The sequence below is a fragment of the Alteromonas sp. KC3 genome (assembly GCF_016756315.1).
Lineage (GTDB): Bacteria > Pseudomonadota > Gammaproteobacteria > Enterobacterales > Alteromonadaceae > Alteromonas.
In genome coordinates this window covers 2,986,567-3,003,915 of record NZ_AP024235.1, presented here as the reverse complement: position 1 = coordinate 3,003,915, position 17,349 = coordinate 2,986,567, and the positions used below count along the sequence as shown (strand labels likewise).

Sequence of the window (17,349 nt, the reverse complement as noted above, 5' to 3'; positions counted from 1 at the left end):
TCAGCAAATCTCATTTACTTAAACCGTTTAGACTCGATAGTGTCAATTACCCACGGACGCAGCTTATAGAACCCTCTGGTGACATAAATCCCCAAAAGCAAGGCAAGAAAAACCAAGATACATGCAATCAATGTTAACTGATAACGTAAGGTTAGCGGGCTCTCAAGCACCGCTTGGGTATTCATGTGAATGTTTACATACCCTAAAACCACACCGTTTTCATTGGTAACGGGTTCGACGTAGGTTAGGGGGGTAAGGCCATCTGTTTGACTCATGGCAACGACGCTGTCGATTTTTGGTAGGGGAGCCAAATATCGTCCATCTTTATCAAAAACCGAGACCCCTACAATGTGTGGTTCTTGTGTCAAGACAGCAGTAATTTTTTCGATACGCGCGCGCGTTAAACCTGTTTGAGAAGTGTTAGTTGTGGCGCCATGCGTAACATCATCATCAACACTTTCGTCACTTGAGTGTGAGGGTTGCAATAGCTTTGCGTATTGTCTAGCGATACTTTCACCAGAGAAGCGTGTTTGCACGGTTAGCCAATCTTGCTGATATTGCTGGAACAACAAAACCAGTGCGACAGCAAGTGCTATAACAACACACACTACAAGCGTGTGAAACAACCTCTTTAGTGCGGTATATACCGAGTGGGAGTCGTTGTTAGCTTGCACATACTTTGGTGGATTAGCGTTTGCCAATAGTGCCGCCTTTATTTATTGATAATGCTTAATACTTCTAACACTAGGATAACTCGAAATAATTTAAAAGAGGATATTTTATTAGAAGAGGTAATTGGTTAGCATTAGTTCATCAATCATTTTCGGATATACCCCGTGCAATCTACCATCGACACGCTGTTAAGTGCTCAAACTGATGATGCTCGCCATAGTGCTAGCGCGTTAGTCTCCTTTGTTTCAAAGCAACACTCTGAAGTCGCGTTTTCTCACACTTTAACCATCGCTGGTCAGGCCCTCACAGGCCATTTACTGGCAGGCGCTTTATCGGCTTTAGCACACCGTTTTACGCCAGTAAGTATTGCATTTCATGCGCTGCATCAACAGTTTGGAGATGACGTCGTAGAGGTAAGGGGAAACCTAGAGAGTGTTGAGCGTGAAGTCCTTAATAAAACCCTCTCAGGGGTCAGTGCATCATTTAACATTGATGTAGGTGTCCAAGGAGAGCGACCACGTCTTGATACGCCAGGTCTGTTGGTAATGGATATGGATAGCACGGTTATTGCTATAGAGTGTATTGATGAAATTGCAAAGCTAGCTGGTGTGGGGGAGCAGGTTGCTGAAGTTACCGCTAAGGCCATGCGCGGAGAAATAGCCTTTAATGATAGCTTGGTGCACCGGGTGGCTTGTCTTGAAAATGTGCCGGTAGCTCACCTCGCGCAAATTCGAGACAGCATTCCTCTTATGCCTGGCATTCAAGTGCTGTTATCAACTCTCAAGCAACATAAATGGAAACTTGCCATTGCTTCAGGAGGCTTTACCTATTTCGCAGATTACCTCAAAGAAAGGCTGGGACTTGATTATGCAATATCTAATACGTTGGAAATCAGTGACGGCAAGCTAACAGGTAAAGTAGTAGGGGAAATTGTTAATGCAGATGTCAAAGCGCGCACCGTAGAAACGTTGGCCCGTGAATGGTCTATCCCATGTAGTCAAACTGTGGCAATGGGAGATGGCGCAAACGATCTTGTTATGATGGCGCAATCAGCACTGGGTGTCGCATGCCATGGAAAACCACTTGTTAACGAAAAGGCTGATGTAGCAATCCGCGTGGGAAGTTTACACAGTATGCTGTACTTCTTAGGCTCTTAAAGTGTACTAACGAAAAAAGAGCGCTAAATGGCGCTCTTTTGTTGCGGTGAGTTTTCAAATTAGTTAACTATGCTTGATTTGCAAAAAACGATGCGGCGTGTGATGCGCTCTTTAACGTTTTATTAGCCGTAACATCTTCAATACTAAATCCATAGCGTATTAACACCTCGTCGGTCACATCGATAAGGTGGGAACACGCAGCAATACTCCACATCTGCTTTTCTAGGTCACGAGCACGATGCATGGCGTACATAGTGACGTAGTTAATTTCGGTTTGCAGCATCGTCATGTCTGGCTTACCCGTTGTGGTCAGCATTATATGTAAAGCGATAAATTGACCACGCGTCATCGCTTCTTTGATAAATGCTCTGCGCTGTTCGTTATCGTCAAATTTATGCGAATAGCGGGGAATTATCGCCATTCTTGGGTCTTTTTGCGAGACGTCAAATGAGATAAATAACTCTTCTCTTAGCGGCATGTTTTCGAGTTTAACGGCTTTAATACCGCTTTGTACGAAAGGTGACTCCTGCTTTCTATCTCTGAAAAAGAACTCCAAATTGACTTTGTCTTGCTCTGCAAACTGAGTAGTCAGGGTTGTTACGCGTTCATCTTGTTTGCCAATGATACAAGCTTGAGGCGTATAGCGAATGCCTTCTTTATTCATCAGAAATGAAAGTGAGGTCGCATTTCGTGCGTTAATACAACGCAATGCTTGCCCCATACCCGGCACTTCTTCTTCGTCAGACTCAACCTTTAAGCTGCTCTTGTTTTTCTTGATAAGCTCTTCAAAAAATAAGCGTGCACTTTTACCCTCATCGCCGGCAACTGCTTTTAAATGAAGTATGTTCTTTTCGACATTGTGATACACAATGTCGTATTGAAGATGCATAACATCAAAATTTTTGGTGATTTCCTGAAGTCGTGGAAACGCGACTTCCACTCGACCATCAAGTGTACCTTTGTATTCTTTACTTAATTCAATACGAAGACCTAAACCGTGAACAGAGATATCTTCACTTATCCCTTTGTGCACAATATCGTCGGAATTAAAGCGCGCTTCAATTTGTGTTCTTAGTTGATAGCGACTTTCTATCCGCTGTTCTTCGTATTTAAAGCGAACAATTTGAATGTTTGAAGGCGCCCGATTGCGAGGATGACCAAAATTGCGCAGGTGCGTTAAGTTATCGCGATTAAACTTAAATTCGTTATATGTTTCTTGGCCGGTAACAGATGTAACATCGGTAATGTGTGCTAAGTAACGTAAGTTCTTTAGCTTTGACATCAGTCTTGCAGACGGTGGGGTGTTTAACTTTTTAACTTTATTGCCTACCGAATCTGGAATAGATAAGGGTATGTACGCTTGTTCTGGCGTCATTTCGGTCAGTGTAATCTTAAACACGCGCCAACTTACTTTTTTACTGCCAAATCCTAAGAACACCTTTGCAAGAATTTCTTTTTGAAGTAACTCTTCGTAAGACGCTGAATAGAAATAGACCTTATCATTTTGTAGGTGCGTAAAGCTAAATACAAAAATCTCTCTTGCATCTTCAGGCTTATTGACTAAACGCGTTAGCCGCTCTTGCGTTAGCAAAAAATTTAATCGGCAGACATCTTCTTCATCTTGCCAATAATGAATGGTTTCCCTATTCACTTCGTTCATCATTGCATAGCGCGGTACCATGGTAGAGTTAATCACATCAATAAAAACGGGGAGCGTTGGGCTACGAGGTGAAAAGTACTGTTCGCAAATTTTACTTTTTATGGCGTCTAAGGTATTGGTCATATTTACTTTATAGCGGCGTTTGTTGCCGGTAATAAAGTTATCTAGAAACTTATCAAAAGCGGTATTTGGATAATCAGCATCCCGTTGCAGCGCTAGGTAATTGACGTCATTCTTTGTGCTAACTTTTACGAGTTTATAAGCAATACCATTTTTTTTGTCTAACGCAAACTCACTTTCTAGCCCTCTAAAGTAAATAAAGAGTGTTTCGTCTTGGCGAAAAAAGGTGTCTTTAGAAAGTTTGACCTGAAGACCTTTCAGTGAAATGTCGACGCTTAGTCCTCTGACCGATTGCCCTGACTTATCGAAGATTTCTACCGCGACAGCAAAGTTCATCCTTTCGGCGTTACGCTGTTGGTAATCTAATAAGTTAACTGTGGGAACCTTGAATTGTTCTAACACCGCAGACCGCTTCTTTATTTGCGGGCTCTCTTTGTCTGCGCGTTCCTGCGCTAACTCTTTCTCGCGCATTAAACGGAAGTTGTTTTCGGTGTTTTGGACGGCTTCGTATACGCCATAGGTATACCTTCCGAAAACGCGCAATTGCTCTTCAAACTTATCAACCGCTATCTCATCCATGTAGTGAGTGCGGCCTTCATGAACATATTTGTTACACTTGCCGTCAACGTGGCCGCGTAAATCGATGGTGCGCAAGCAAGGCTTTGCCAAGCGCTTTACTTCCATCTTGATAAGAAAGCGTTTTTCTTTGGGAACGTCAGACGCGATCTGAAGCAATACTTGGTTGAACTCAGGTTCATTAACCATAGGCTTTAGCTGGTCTATTATGTCAGCATATTGCTTTAAATCTTGACTCATGAATGCGCAACTTTGTCTTTAAGTATCATTATTTTAGTTGTTATCGGCAATTCAGCCAAACTCATTAATATGAAGCCTTTAGACCTTGTTGTCCCTGAAATCCACGGCTGTCTGTAACAATGTAGCCCAAATATTGGCATGATATGATGTGTAGACAGTTAACGATCCTCTACCGTGTAAAAAGGTCTTGCGGGGTGTACTTATATTGTTGATGTTGGTGATAGAATACTCCTTTTATGTGACGGATAAAATAGCAATATGGCAAAACGTAAAACCGCTTATGTATGTTCCGACTGTGGCGCAGAGTTTCCACGCTGGCAGGGGCAGTGCTCAGAATGTAAAGCATGGAATACAATAAGTGAGTTTGTTGTAGCCAGTGCCAAAGCATCTACGCGTCAATCGTCGTCCGGTTATGCTGGGCAAACTGCTGCAAAAATTGAGACTTTGAATGCCATTGACCTTGAGTCATTGCCTCGATTTAGCTCTACGTTTAAAGAACTCGATAGAGTACTTGGTGGTGGTATTGTGCCTGGCGCAGCAATGTTGATAGGCGGCTCGCCGGGAGCAGGGAAAAGTACACTGCTCTTACAAGTCATGTGTCAGATGGCAAAAGTAGAAAAGGCACTTTATGTCACTGGTGAAGAGTCGTTGCAGCAAGTTGCAATGCGCGCAAAGCGTCTGAACCTACCTGATGACAAGTTAATGATGCTTGCTGAAACCAATGTCGAGACCATTTGTGATTTGGCGCTTACCCAAAAGCCTAAGATTATGGTTATTGACTCCATTCAGGTTATGCATGTCTCTGACGTACAGTCGGCACCTGGCAGTGTTTCTCAAGTGAGAGAGAGTGCTGCGTATTTGACGCGTTTTGCAAAGCAAAATCACATTGCCATGTTTATTGTGGGTCATGTCACAAAAGATGGCAATCTCGCGGGCCCTAAAGTGCTTGAGCACTGTATTGATAGTTCAATGATGCTAGAGGGAGAAAGTGACGGGCGTTATCGCACATTGCGCAGTCACAAAAACCGTTTTGGCGCAGTAAATGAGTTGGGCGTTTTTGCGATGACTGAGAAAGGATTAAAGGAAGTGAGCAATCCTTCGGCTATTTTTCTCAGTCGCGGTGAGAATGAAACGCCAGGGTCAAGTGTGATGGTTATCTGGGAGGGGACGCGACCGCTACTTGTTGAAATTCAAGCGCTGGTTGATTATTCCCAAATGTCGAATCCTAGACGAATTGCAGTGGGGCTAGATCAAAATCGTTTATCGATGCTTTTGGCAGTCTTGCATCGTCATGGCAATGTGCAAATGAACGACCAAGATGTATTTGTGAATGTAGTAGGGGGCGTAAGAGTTTCCGAGACAAGTGCAGACTTAGCGTTGTTGCTAGCCATGATTTCAAGTTTTCGAAATCGCGCGTTGCCCCGTGATTTGATTGTATTTGGAGAGGTTGGTTTGGCAGGTGAAATACGGCCTGTACCAAATGGAACCGAGCGTATAATTGAAGCTGCTAAACACGGTTTTAAGCGAGCAATCGTACCCAAAGCCAATGCGCCAAAACAGCCTATCAATGGAATGAAAATTGTACCTGTTTCGCGTCTATCAGAAGCACTTGACGCTCTCGAGTAGAGCGTTAACTTGTAACACTATGATGTGGTTTATCGAGGTGTTTGGTAAACCGCATTAACCAGTGCATTTAAGTCTTTTTCCTCAATATCCATATCTGCGCTATTTAGTGCTATTAATCTGCGAAGCGCACTTACACTGTCTACGTCCATTCGTTCAACCTTGCAACCCAGTGAAACCATATCTTTGCGGCTATCTGAATGTCGATAGAGCTGGGAGATATACAAGGTAATAAGTGGGCTGTCATCGTTAGCTTGAAACTTCGCAATGTAAGGTTCATGACTGTCAAAAGGCAGATGAGCAAGCGCTGATTCCATAGCTTGAAGCTTTATTCCTTGTAGTGATACGTCACTGACCATTACCTCTATATCGGTATTACTATGAGACAGTATCCCATTTACGTCTAATGATACTCGCTGAAACTGGCGCTTATCTGTCATGCCACACTACCTTCTGCCTTTTCTTATGCTCAGTATTGGACAATTCAGGGCGCATGGCAATAAAAAAGCCCTCGATAATGAGGGCTTTTGGCAACACATGTGGACAGCGTTCAACTATCGCGTTATTTGGCCATTCGCTTATATTTAAGACGATGTGGCTCAACTACATCTTGTCCAAACTCTTGCTTCAACCAACTCTCATAATCTGAGTAGTTGCCTTCAAAGAAATTAATATTACCTTCGTCACGGTAATCCATAATGTGTGTTGCCACACGGTCAAGGAACCAGCGGTCGTGCGAGATAACCATTGCGCAGCCTGGGAATTCCAATAGTGCATTTTCAAGTGCTCGTAGTGTTTCAACGTCCAAGTCGTTAGTTGGCTCATCCAGAAGCAATACGTTGCCGCCCGCTTTCAATAGCTTGGCAAGGTGTACACGGTTTCGCTCACCACCGGATAGGTCTTTAATGAACTTCTGTTGGTCAGTACCTTTAAAGTTAAAACGGCTACAATATGCACGGCTGTTTATTTCAAAGTTGCCGATTCGGATAATGTCTTGGTCGTCAGAAATCTCTTTCCAAACGGTGTTGTTTTCGTTCATGTGGTCGCGGAACTGTTCTACCGCAGCAATGTGCACCGTTTCACCTAAATCGATGTTACCCGAGTCTGGTTGCTCAGCACCGGTTAGCATTCTAAACAGTGTTGACTTACCTGCGCCGTTAGGACCGACAATACCGACAATCGCACCTTTAGGTACTTTGAATGAAAGGTCGTCAATAAGCACGCGATCGCCATAAGACTTCTTAAGGTTAGTGACTTCGATAACTTTGTCACCTAGGCGCTCGCCTGGTGGAATGAAAAGCTCATTTGTTTCATTGCGCTTTTGATAATCGCTAGTCGATAGCTCTTCAAAGCGCGCCATACGGGCTTTGCTTTTTGCATGACGGCCTTTCGGGTTTGAACGTACCCATTCAAGCTCTTGTTTCATGCTCTTCATGCGGGCTGTTTCAGCACGCTCTTCCTGTTGCAAGCGGTTTTCTTTTTGTTCTAGCCATGATGAATAATTGCCTTCCCATGGAATACCTTCACCACGGTCAAGTTCTAATATCCAGCCAGCAACGTTATCTAGGAAGTATCTATCGTGAGTAATCGCGACTACGGTACCCTCGTAGTCGTGTAGGAAACGTTCTAACCATGCCACTGATTCTGCATCTAAGTGGTTAGTGGGTTCGTCTAGCAGCAGCATTTCAGGCTTTTCAAGTAATAGTCTACACAGCGCAACACGACGGCGTTCACCCCCTGATAACTTGCTTACATCAGCATCCCAAGGCGGTAGGCGAAGTGCATCTGCTGCACGCTCTAATGCGTTGTCTAGGTTGTGACCATCTTTCGACTGGATAATTGCTTCTAGCTCGCCTTGCTCTTTTGCCAGCGCGTCAAAATCGGCATCTGGGTCAGCATATGCAGCATACACTTCGTCAAGACGAGTCAGCGCATGTTTAACATCAGCAACGGCTTCTTCAATGTTGCCTCGAACGTCTTTAGATTCGTCTAATTGGGGTTCTTGGGGTAGATAACCCACTTTAAGACCTGGTTGAGGACGGGCTTCGCCTTCGATGTCTGTGTCAATACCCGCCATTATGCGCAGTAGTGTCGACTTACCAGCACCGTTCAAACCAAGCACACCAATTTTTGCGCCGGGGAAAAAACTAAGAGAGATATTTTTTAAAATGTGTCTATTCGGTGGAACAATTTTGCCCACGCGATGCATACTGTATACGTATTGAGCCATGCTCGATCCTCGCTAGAAAGCGGTAAAACAAAAGAATTAGTCAAATTTGATAACACCCTTTACAAAACGACTTGATTAGAGCGTATACAAACTGAAATAGATGGTGTCGTATTCTACTCGTAACAGGATAGATTGTGCCAGAGGCTATCGTCATTTACTCCTATTCTTGCTGTAATTTTGAGCACTTACCGAGAAATGTGCGATTAAAATATCAAAGCGTGTGGCGATTTAATGTAAACTTAGTCAACAATAAAGTTGGTGCATGTTTGCCACTATTGCATTGTAAGGCAATAGGATATGCGCCATATAGTCATTAAACATCCGAACAGGTACATCGCATGACTGCTATGAATAAACGCACATTTAGTTTGGAAGAACTCGCTAATCACGTTGGCGGTGCAGTTCAGGGAGAGGGCAGTGTTGTCATCTCTGCGGTTGGCACCCTTGCTGGGTCTGCTGAACATCAGATTTCTTTTCTTACTAACCCTAAATATAAGCCGCAATTAAAAGATACAAAAGCAGGGGCTGTTATTCTTCATGAAAGTTTAAAAGATGATAGTCCGGTACCAGCGTTAGTTGTTGCTAATCCTCACGCGGCTTTTGCTCGCATAGCTCAGCTTTTTGATACCACACCTGTTGTAGCAAACGGAATTTCAGAATCAGCAGTCATTGCGCCGTCAGCGCGTATAGGTAGTGATGTGTCACTGGGACACAATGTGATCATTGAAGATAATGTTGTACTGGGTGATCGCGTAACCATTGGTGCCAACTCGGTTATTCGCAAAGGCACGCACATCGGGGAAGCGTCAGTTATTCATCCAAATGTGACTATTTATCACGATGTGGTGATAGGCAAGCGGGTTACTGTCCATAGCCAAACGGTGATTGGCGCCGCTGGTTTTGGTTACGCAAATGATAAAGGAGTGTGGCTACCTATTCCTCAAACAGGGTCAGTCCGCATTGGTGATGACAGCCAAATTGGTGCAAGTAGCAGTATTGATAGAGGTGCTATGGAAGACACAATTCTTGGCACCAATGTCATAATCGATAATCAAGTCCAGATTGGTCACAATTGCATAATAGGGGATCACTCTTGCATATGCGGTGCTACTGGAATTGCAGGTAGTTGCCATATTGGTAAACACGTCATCATTGGCGGTGGTGTGGGTATTAATGGACACATTAGTATTTGTGACAACGTACAGGTCACTGGCTATACCATGATTGTTCAAGATATCACTGAGCCGGGTGTTTATTCTTCAGGACAACCTGCGCAAACTAATCGTGAATGGCGAAAAAATACAGTTCGCCTGCAGAAAATTGGAAGCCTTTTTGACCGCGTTAAAATGCTCGAAAAACAGCGCTAATTGAATATCGGCGTAGGTATATCGTTAAACCTACGCCATTTGTATTAATTTCGTAATAAAGCGGTATACACGAGGCTGAAAATGACTAGAATATGGCCTCAAATTGAGCTATCGGCGCAGATACTAACCTGCATAGGCTATTGGCAATACCGCAGTCACTTATGCAGATTGGTATTATTTTACGCCACATTAAAACCGCAGTTAAGGAGCCCCCATGTTTTCTCGCGAAATGAACATAGCTGACTTTGACCCAGAATTAGCCGATGCAATGGCAAAAGAGGTTGAGCGTCAAGAACATCATATTGAGCTAATTGCCTCTGAAAACTACTGTAGCCCACGCGTGATGGAAGCGCAGGGTTCACAACTTACTAATAAGTATGCAGAAGGTTACCCGGGCAAGCGCTACTACGGTGGTTGTGAGCACGTTGACGTTGTTGAGCAGTTAGCAATCGATCGTGCGAAAGAACTTTTCGGTGCGGAATACGCAAATGTACAGCCACACGCAGGTTCTCAAGCTAACTCTGCGGTATTTATGGCATTGCTAGATGCTGGCGATACTGTATTAGGTATGAGCTTATCTGAAGGTGGCCACCTTACTCACGGCTCTCACGTAAACTTCTCTGGTAAAACCTACAATGCGGTTCAGTACGGTCTAAACAAAGAAACGGGTGAAATTGACTACGCTCAAGTAGAAGCGCTTGCGAAAGAGCACAAACCGAAAATGATTATTGGTGGTTTCTCTGCGTATTCTGGCGTTGTAGATTGGGCTAAGTTCCGTGAAATTGCTGACAGCGTTGGCGCGTTTCTATTAGTTGACATGGCCCACGTTGCTGGACTAGTTGCAGCTGGTGTTTACCCTAACCCGCTTCCTCACGCGCATGTAGTGACAACGACGACTCATAAAACCCTTGCAGGCCCTCGCAGTGGTTTGATCCTTTCTGCTTGTGGTGATGAGACTATCTACAAAAAGCTAAATAGCTCGGTATTTCCAGGCAACCAAGGCGGTCCACTTTGCCACGTTATTGCGGCTAAAGCGGTGGCGTTCAAAGAAGCACTTCAGCCAGAGTTCAAAGCGTATCAGCAGCAGGTTGTTGCAAATGCGAAAGCCATGGTTGCAGTAATGATTGAGCGTGGTTACAAGATTGTTTCTGGTGGTACTGATAACCACTTGTTCCTTCTCGACCTCATTGACAAAGACATCACAGGTAAAGATGCTGATGCAGCATTAGGTGCAGCGAACATCACGGTTAATAAAAACTCGGTGCCAAATGATCCGCGTTCACCGTTTGTAACCAGTGGTCTGCGTATCGGTAGTCCAGCAATTACTCGTCGTGGCTTTAAAGAAGAAGAAGCAAAGCAAGTTGCAAGCTGGATCTGTGACATCCTTGACAACATGGGCGATGAGTCTGTTATCAAGCGTGTGCAAGGCGAAGTTGTAGCGCTTTGCGCGCAATTCCCTGTTTACAAGTAAATAGGTTTGTCTTTTATTGCGTACTTTGGTAGTAATGCAGAGATAACTCTGATGAGAACCTAAGTACGCAATTGTTAAGGATATTTTATGTTTTGCCCTTTCTGCTCCGCGCAAGAAACCAAAGTGATTGATTCTCGCCTTGTAGCGGAAGGGCATCAAGTGCGCAGACGTCGCGAATGCATCGTTTGCCATGAACGCTTTACCACATTTGAAAGCGCAGAATTGGTTATGCCTCGCGTAATCAAGCGCGATGGCTCTAGAGAGCCGTTTAATGAAGATAAATTGCGTGCTGGGCTACAACGTGCGCTAGAAAAACGTCCCGTCAGTACCGAAAAAGTAGAGCAATGTATTTTATCGCTTAAGTCTGAGCTTCGCGCGACAGGTGAGCGAGAAGTAGAAAGTGAGCTGCTGGGTAACTTAATAATGAAAGCCCTTAAAGAGCTAGATAAAGTTGCTTATGTACGCTTTGCATCGGTCTACCGCTCCTTCGAAGATATTAGAGAGTTTGGAGAAGAAATAGCACGATTGGGCGACTGAGGCGAAACCCGCTTATCACAGGATAAATTGTGGACCACGCTATTATAAATAGAGACTATCATTGGATGGCAAAAGCTATCCAACTTGCCAAAAAAGGCCTTTACACCACGTCACCTAACCCTCGCGTTGGTTGTGTTATTGTCGATGAAAGTAATCAATTGATTGGCGAAGGCTTCCATATTCAAGCCGGTACTCCTCATGCGGAAGTTCACGCATTAAGAGAAGCCGCGCTTTCAAGAAAGCAGGGCGCGAAAGGGGCTACGGCTTATGTCACGTTAGAGCCTTGCAGCCATTTTGGTAGAACACCGCCTTGTGCTGAAGCGCTAGTGAAAGCGCAGGTTGCACGCGTAGTAATAGCGATGACTGACCCCAATCCTAATGTAAGTGGAAATGGTATTCGCATTCTACAAGATGCTGGTATTGAAGTGGTTAGCGATGTAATGGCTGCTGAAGCTGCAGCGCTGAACCCTGGCTTTATCAAACGTATGTTGACGGGTATACCCTTTGTTCGAGTAAAACTCGGCATTAGCTTGGATGGTAAAATAGCGCTGAGCAATGGCGTTAGCCAATGGATCACAGGGGCTGAGGCAAGACGCGATGTGCAACATTATCGCGCAAAAAGCTGCGCGGTACTGACAGGCTCTGGTACCGTCAAAGCCGACGATCCAAGTCTATTGGTAAGAGTAAATGAAGCGGGCTTTACAGATTACCCTTTAGAGGAAGTGAGGCAACCTACCCGAGTAGTCGTGGATAGCAAGAACGCGCTAGGTCAAGACTACCAGCTGATGAAAGATGGTCACACCACACTTATTGCTACCACACAGGCCCAGCCAGATACCGCCAGTGAACACTTTATTTGCGTAGATGAGCAAGAGGGAAAAGTTGATCTTAGTGCGCTTTTGCAAGCGCTTGGTGACAAGCAATACAATGAAGTATGGGTTGAAGCCGGGCCCGGACTTGCTGGAGCATTACTTAGTAAAGGCTTAGTTGATGAACTTATTTGTTATCAAGCGCCTAAATTATTAGGCGATAAAGGCATCAGTATGGTGAATTTGCCCGATTTTACATCGCTTGATCAATCTATTTCACTGACGCTCATTGAAAATCGGCAGGTGGGCAACGATATTAAGCTTATCTTCCGTCCAGATGTTAGCAACACAACACGCTAACTTCGCTTAAGAGGAAATCTATGTTTACCGGAATTATTCAGGCGCTAGGCACTATCCAGAAGTTGGATAACCGCGGAAATGACATCCGCCTTACTGTATCGTCACCTACCTTAGACATGTCTGATGTGGCGCTTGGAGACAGCATTGCCACTAACGGTGTGTGTCTAACTGTTACAGATATGGGCAAAGACTTCTACTGTGCAGACGTTTCAGCAGAAACCATCAAATTGACGGGGTTTGCGCATTATTCATCGGGTTCTACTGTTAATTTGGAAAAGGCAATGCGTCCAACTGACAGATTTGGTGGACATATTGTTTCTGGTCACGTCGATGGTGTTGGTACAGTAACTCAAATCATTAAACACGCCGACTACATAGAATTTTGGGTGAAAGCACCCGAAGATCTTGCCAAGTATATTGCGCACAAGGGCAGTATAACCGTTGATGGGATTAGCCTTACGGTTAATGAAGTTAATGGCGCTGAATTTATGTTGTGGATCATTCCACATACATTAAAAGAAACGATTATGGGCACGTATAAAGTCGGTACAGCAGTTAACCTTGAAGTAGATGTTATCGCACGATACTTAGAGCGGTTAATGCTAGGTGACAAAGCGGCTGAACCGAAAAGCAAAGGCATTGATATGGCATTTTTAGCCGAGAACGGATTTTTAAAAAGATAACCCTACAAGAAGCACAAATTATGGCATTTAACACTACACAAGAAATTATCGAAGACATTCGTCAGGGCAAGATGGTTATTCTGATGGATGATGAAGATCGCGAAAATGAAGGCGATCTGATTATGGCGGCTGAGCATGTCACCCCTGAAGCCATAAACTTCATGGTTACCCATGCACGCGGCCTAGTGTGTTTGCCAATGACGCAAGAACGCTGCCGAACACTGAATTTACCGCTAATGGTAGATAAAAACGAAGCGCAGTTTTCTACTAATTTCACGGTTTCGATTGAAGCTGCTACGGGGGTAACGACTGGTATTTCTGCGGCAGATCGCGCTACGACAATACTTGCAGCGGTTGCTAAAGACGCTAAAGCTACTGACATTGTTCAGCCTGGGCATATCTTCCCACTTATTGCCAAAGATGGTGGTGTGTTAAATCGCGCTGGCCACACTGAAGCTGGGGTTGATTTACCGCGATTGGCAGGGCTTGAGCCTGCAGGCGTGATTGTAGAAATTCTTAATGAAGATGGCACCATGGCGCGCCGCCCTGAGCTGGAGAAGTTCGCCGAAAAGCACAATCTTAAAATTGGTACTATTGCCGATCTTATCGAATATAGAAACTTAAACGAAACCACTATCGAGAAAGTGGCACAATGTAATATGCCAACCGAATATGGCGACTTTGAACTTCACACATTTAAAGACAGTATTGATAACCAACTGCATTTTGCATTGAAAAAAGGTGACATCAAAGAAGATGAGCCAACGTTAGTACGTGTTCACCTTCACAATACCTTTAGTGATCTTCTCGGCTCGACCCGCGGTATTCATCGCTCGATGACGCTTGCTGATGGCATGCGCAAAATATCAGAAGAAGGCGGTGTGTTGGTACTGTTAGGTAAGGAAGAACATATTGAACATCAAGTACGTCGCTTTGCAGCTGAAGATAGAGGTGAGCGTCCTACTGGTGCAGACTGGCAAGGCTCATCACGCACTATCGGCGTTGGTAGCCAAATTCTAGCATCGATGGGCGTGCACAAAATGCGCTTGTTGAGCAAACCCATTAAATATCACGCCTTGTCAGGTTATGGCCTTGAAGTCGTGGAGTACGTTCACGACTAGTACCGCAGATCGCACTATTTAAGAGCGTGGAGGGGGCATGTCCATCGCAAACACGCAATGAATACATCCATGTACGCTCCGCCACCGCATCCATGCGGTGGAGGGTTTGCGATGGACATGCCCCCTCCACACCAAAGTGCGCGCAGCTAGTACTTGATGAATAGTTAAAGTTAAATAAACAATCGATTTAGTTTGGGCGTAGTTGTGGTATACTTCGCGCCGTTTTTTCTCGAGGAATGAAACCATGCAGGTAATTGAAGGTAATATCAGAGCAACCGGTAAGAAGTTTGCTATCGTAGTATCACGCTTTAATAGCTTTGTTGTAGAAAGCTTACTAGAAGGTGCATTAGACACGCTAGAGCGTCACGGTGAAGTAAGTGATGATGATATCACGCTAGTACGTGTACCTGGTGCTTACGAGTTACCTGTAGTGGCTAAGAAGCTCGCCGAGAAAAAGTCATTTGATGCCATCATCGCGCTAGGTGCAGTTATTCGAGGCGGCACGCCGCATTTCGATTTTGTTGCTGGCGAATGTAATAAAGGTCTTGCGCAAGTATCACTAGAGTACGGTGTGCCAGTATCATTTGGCGTGATTACAACAGATTCAATTGAACAAGCAATCGAACGTTCAGGGACCAAAGCGGGTAACAAAGGTGCAGAAGCTGCACTAGGCGCGCTTGAAATGGTTAACGTAATCGATGCTGTTGAAAAGCTTTAAGGTAAACATTAAGTGAAAGTTTCAGCTCGTCGTAAAGCCCGTGAATTAGCCCTACAAGGCGTCTATTCATGGCAAATGAGTCACAACGATATCCAGCAAGTTGAACTGGCATTAGCAACCAGTAATGACATGCAAAAGGTGGATATGGCGTATTTTCAAGCTTTGTTGCGTGGTGTAGCACACAATGCAAGCAATCTTGATGCGACAATCAAGCCTTACTTAGGCCGTTTGCCTGAAGAACTGGACGCTATTGAAAAAGCCATTCTTCGCATTGCGACACTAGAGCTGACAGAGCGCATCGATGTGCCTTATCGCGTAATTATTAATGAAGCGATTGAACTTGCTAAGGCTTTTGGTGCCGAAGAAAGTCATAAGTTCATTAATGGCGCATTGGATAAAGCTGTGCGCACATTGCGCAAAGATGAGCGCGACTAACCTTACCGTGGCGGCAAGGATTGCCGCTAAATGGGTTTAAAAATTATCGTGAAAGAATTCGATCTTATCGGCCGCTATTTCTCAAACAGTGGCCACAAACGCAAAGATGTTGTTATTGGTATTGGTGATGATTGTGCTGTAACAACGGTTCCAGAAAATCAACAACTCGCTGTTACCACAGATACACTGGTAGCTGGCGTACACTTCTTAAAAGATGCACCTGCCAAATCGGTAGCTTACAAAACGGTTGCCGTAAACTTAAGTGATTTGGCTGCCATGGGCGCCGAGCCAGCTTGGATTAGTTTGTCGTTGTCTTTGCCTGAAGTGAATGAGCCTTGGCTTGACGACTTTGTCAGTGGGTTACATGAGCTTACTCAATACTACTCAGTTCAGTTAATTGGTGGTGACACCGTTAAAGGGCCTATGGCAATGACCATTACTGCCCAAGGCTTCATCCCACCTGGCTCTGAGTTAACGCGAAGTGGTGCTAAGCCTGGTGATTGGGTTTATGTAACGGGAACTTTGGGTGATGCAGGTGCAGGTCTGGATATTCTGCAGAACAATATTGAAGTGGCAGGTGAAGCGAAAGACGTGTTAATAAATCGTCATTACTTTCCCACACCACGTGTGGCTGTAGGTACAGCTATACGCCGTATTGCAACATCGTGCATTGATGTCTCAGATGGGCTGATCTCTGATTTAGGCCATATTCTTAATGCGTCAAATTGCGGTGCAAATGTGCATGTCGACAGGTTACCGTTATCCAGAGCACTTACTAGTGCAGTTTCACCAGAGCAAGCCATTGAGTACGCATTATCGGCTGGCGATGACTATGAGCTCATTTTTACTGTTGGTGAAGAGCAGCGTGGCAGTCTTGAAACATCTTTGGCGAGTACCAATGTAAAGGCTACTTGTATTGGACAGTTAACGGGGCAGTCTGGTTCGCTTAGTTTGCTTAAAGACAACGTAAAATATACGCCTACCAATCCTTCAGGTTACGAGCACAGCTTTTAGGCTGCACAATGTAAACTTTAAGTACTACGCTAAATAAGAGAAACCACTATGCAAGCAGAGTATCGCGCCAGAGTCAGTATGAAGAATCCGGTACATTTTCTGGCTCTTGGCTTTGGTAGTGGTCTAGTGCCTTTTATGCCAGGTACGTTTGGCTCATTAGCAGCAATCCCTTTGCTTGTTTTATGTGCCAATGTATCGATTATTTCGTTCGTCGCGCTCACACTTATATTTTCTATTGTTGGTATATATCTTTGCGGCAAAACTGCAGATGATATGCAAGTGCACGATCATGGTTCTATCGTGTGGGATGAAATAGCGGGCATGTTTGTGACATTTCTGCTTGTCCCAATCTCGCTGTCTACTTTAGTGATTGGATTCGTCTTATTTCGTTTGTTTGATATTTTAAAGCCTTGGCCAATAGGTATCATTGATAAACGCTTACACGGCGGTACAGGTATCATGTTAGACGATTTAATTGCTGGTGCTATGGCTTGCGGATGTTTACATCTATTAATGTGGTTTTGGCCTGCGTCACTGCAGTTTATATAAGCGTGTA

General features: G+C 44.5%; 16 protein-coding genes. 12 read left to right on the top strand and 4 right to left on the bottom strand.

Translation table 11 applies throughout. The features are described from left to right. Positions 1-14: 14 nt before the first annotated feature. Positions 15-701, bottom strand: a complete 687-nt coding sequence (locus tag JN178_RS13360) for a hypothetical protein (protein ID WP_202261981.1) — start codon at positions 699-701, stop codon at positions 15-17. Positions 702-836: 135 nt separating this feature from the next. Here JN178_RS13360 and serB point away from each other — a divergent pair, with 135 nt between their 5' ends. Further along, on the top strand, positions 837-1,829 hold the full coding sequence (serB, locus tag JN178_RS13355) for a phosphoserine phosphatase SerB (protein WP_232369569.1): 993 nt from the start codon (positions 837-839) through the stop codon (positions 1,827-1,829). Positions 1,830-1,896: 67 nt separating this feature from the next. Here serB and JN178_RS13350 read toward each other — a convergent pair whose 3' ends face one another. Then, a complete protein-coding gene (locus tag JN178_RS13350) occupies positions 1,897-4,425 on the bottom strand; it encodes a PilZ domain-containing protein (RefSeq protein ID WP_202261980.1) in 2,529 nt (842 codons plus the stop codon). 258 nt (positions 4,426-4,683) lie between these two features. On the opposite strand from JN178_RS13350, the gene radA reads away from it, so the two are divergent. Continuing rightward, the gene (radA, locus tag JN178_RS13345; protein WP_202261979.1) at positions 4,684-6,051 is read left to right on the top strand and encodes a DNA repair protein RadA; all 1,368 of its coding nucleotides are present in this window, start codon (positions 4,684-4,686) and stop codon (positions 6,049-6,051) included. Between the two features lie 29 nt (positions 6,052-6,080). Here the strand turns inward: radA and JN178_RS13340 are convergent, their stop codons facing one another. Continuing rightward, positions 6,081-6,488 carry a PilZ domain-containing protein gene (locus JN178_RS13340; RefSeq protein ID WP_202261978.1) on the bottom strand — a complete coding sequence of 136 codons (408 nt, stop codon included), beginning with the start codon at positions 6,486-6,488 and terminating at the stop codon, positions 6,081-6,083. Positions 6,489-6,610: 122 nt separating this feature from the next. Next, positions 6,611-8,278: an energy-dependent translational throttle protein EttA gene (gene ettA / locus JN178_RS13335; protein WP_202261977.1), complete on the bottom strand. Its 1,668-nt coding sequence runs from the start codon at positions 8,276-8,278 to the stop codon at positions 6,611-6,613. Positions 8,279-8,616: 338 nt separating this feature from the next. Here ettA and lpxD point away from each other — a divergent pair, with 338 nt between their 5' ends. The 10 genes from lpxD to JN178_RS13285 all read left to right on the top strand — a co-directional run bounded on the left by lpxD (position 8,617) and on the right by JN178_RS13285 (position 17,342). Next, positions 8,617-9,645, top strand: a complete 1,029-nt coding sequence (lpxD, locus tag JN178_RS13330; RefSeq protein ID WP_202261976.1) for a UDP-3-O-(3-hydroxymyristoyl)glucosamine N-acyltransferase — start codon at positions 8,617-8,619, stop codon at positions 9,643-9,645. 214 nt (positions 9,646-9,859) lie between these two features. Beyond that, entirely contained in the window at positions 9,860-11,116 is a 1,257-nt protein-coding gene (glyA, locus tag JN178_RS13325; protein WP_159626968.1) for a serine hydroxymethyltransferase, read from the top strand. 87 nt (positions 11,117-11,203) lie between these two features. Continuing rightward, positions 11,204-11,653, top strand: coding sequence for a transcriptional regulator NrdR (gene nrdR, locus JN178_RS13320; RefSeq protein WP_159626967.1), 450 nt, complete (start codon positions 11,204-11,206; stop codon positions 11,651-11,653). Between the two features lie 65 nt (positions 11,654-11,718). Continuing rightward, positions 11,719-12,822, top strand: a complete 1,104-nt coding sequence (ribD, locus tag JN178_RS13315) for a bifunctional diaminohydroxyphosphoribosylaminopyrimidine deaminase/5-amino-6-(5-phosphoribosylamino)uracil reductase RibD (protein ID WP_442859708.1) — start codon at positions 11,719-11,721, stop codon at positions 12,820-12,822. 20 nt (positions 12,823-12,842) lie between these two features. Beyond that, positions 12,843-13,505, top strand: a complete 663-nt coding sequence (locus JN178_RS13310) for a riboflavin synthase (RefSeq protein WP_159626965.1) — start codon at positions 12,843-12,845, stop codon at positions 13,503-13,505. A 20-nt stretch (positions 13,506-13,525) separates the two neighbouring features. Next, positions 13,526-14,626: a bifunctional 3,4-dihydroxy-2-butanone-4-phosphate synthase/GTP cyclohydrolase II gene (ribBA, locus tag JN178_RS13305; protein WP_159626964.1), complete on the top strand. Its 1,101-nt coding sequence runs from the start codon at positions 13,526-13,528 to the stop codon at positions 14,624-14,626. 244 nt (positions 14,627-14,870) lie between these two features. After that, a complete protein-coding gene (ribH, locus tag JN178_RS13300; protein ID WP_014950088.1) occupies positions 14,871-15,344 on the top strand; it encodes a 6,7-dimethyl-8-ribityllumazine synthase in 474 nt (157 codons plus the stop codon). Positions 15,345-15,356: 12 nt separating this feature from the next. After that, positions 15,357-15,779 carry a transcription antitermination factor NusB gene (gene nusB, locus JN178_RS13295; RefSeq protein ID WP_014979773.1) on the top strand — a complete coding sequence of 141 codons (423 nt, stop codon included), beginning with the start codon at positions 15,357-15,359 and terminating at the stop codon, positions 15,777-15,779. 48 nt (positions 15,780-15,827) lie between these two features. After that, positions 15,828-16,793 carry a thiamine-phosphate kinase gene (gene thiL, locus JN178_RS13290; protein WP_159626963.1) on the top strand — a complete coding sequence of 322 codons (966 nt, stop codon included), beginning with the start codon at positions 15,828-15,830 and terminating at the stop codon, positions 16,791-16,793. A 48-nt stretch (positions 16,794-16,841) separates the two neighbouring features. After that, entirely contained in the window at positions 16,842-17,342 is a 501-nt protein-coding gene (locus JN178_RS13285; protein WP_159626962.1) for a phosphatidylglycerophosphatase A family protein, read from the top strand. Positions 17,343-17,349: the final 7 nt, after the last annotated feature.

Excerpts from the sequence above, each read along its gene's own strand:
- nrdR (WP_159626967.1), top strand. The coding sequence starts at position 11,204 with ATGTTTTGCCCTTTCTGCTCCGCGCAAGAAACCAAAGTGATTGATTCT.
- ribBA (WP_159626964.1), top strand. The coding sequence starts at position 13,526 with ATGGCATTTAACACTACACAAGAAATTATCGAAGACATTCGTCAGGGC.
- JN178_RS13350 (WP_202261980.1), bottom strand. The coding sequence starts at position 4,425 with ATGAGTCAAGATTTAAAGCAATATGCTGACATAATAGACCAGCTAAAG.
- glyA (WP_159626968.1), top strand. The coding sequence starts at position 9,860 with ATGTTTTCTCGCGAAATGAACATAGCTGACTTTGACCCAGAATTAGCC.
- ribD (WP_442859708.1), top strand. The coding sequence starts at position 11,719 with ATGGCAAAAGCTATCCAACTTGCCAAAAAAGGCCTTTACACCACGTCA.
- radA (WP_202261979.1), top strand. The coding sequence starts at position 4,684 with ATGGCAAAACGTAAAACCGCTTATGTATGTTCCGACTGTGGCGCAGAG.
- JN178_RS13310 (WP_159626965.1), top strand. The coding sequence starts at position 12,843 with ATGTTTACCGGAATTATTCAGGCGCTAGGCACTATCCAGAAGTTGGAT.
- JN178_RS13340 (WP_202261978.1), bottom strand. The coding sequence starts at position 6,488 with ATGACAGATAAGCGCCAGTTTCAGCGAGTATCATTAGACGTAAATGGG.
- JN178_RS13285 (WP_159626962.1), top strand. The coding sequence starts at position 16,842 with ATGCAAGCAGAGTATCGCGCCAGAGTCAGTATGAAGAATCCGGTACAT.
- ettA (WP_202261977.1), bottom strand. The coding sequence starts at position 8,278 with ATGGCTCAATACGTATACAGTATGCATCGCGTGGGCAAAATTGTTCCA.
- ribH (WP_014950088.1), top strand. The coding sequence starts at position 14,871 with ATGCAGGTAATTGAAGGTAATATCAGAGCAACCGGTAAGAAGTTTGCT.
- lpxD (WP_202261976.1), top strand. The coding sequence starts at position 8,617 with ATGACTGCTATGAATAAACGCACATTTAGTTTGGAAGAACTCGCTAAT.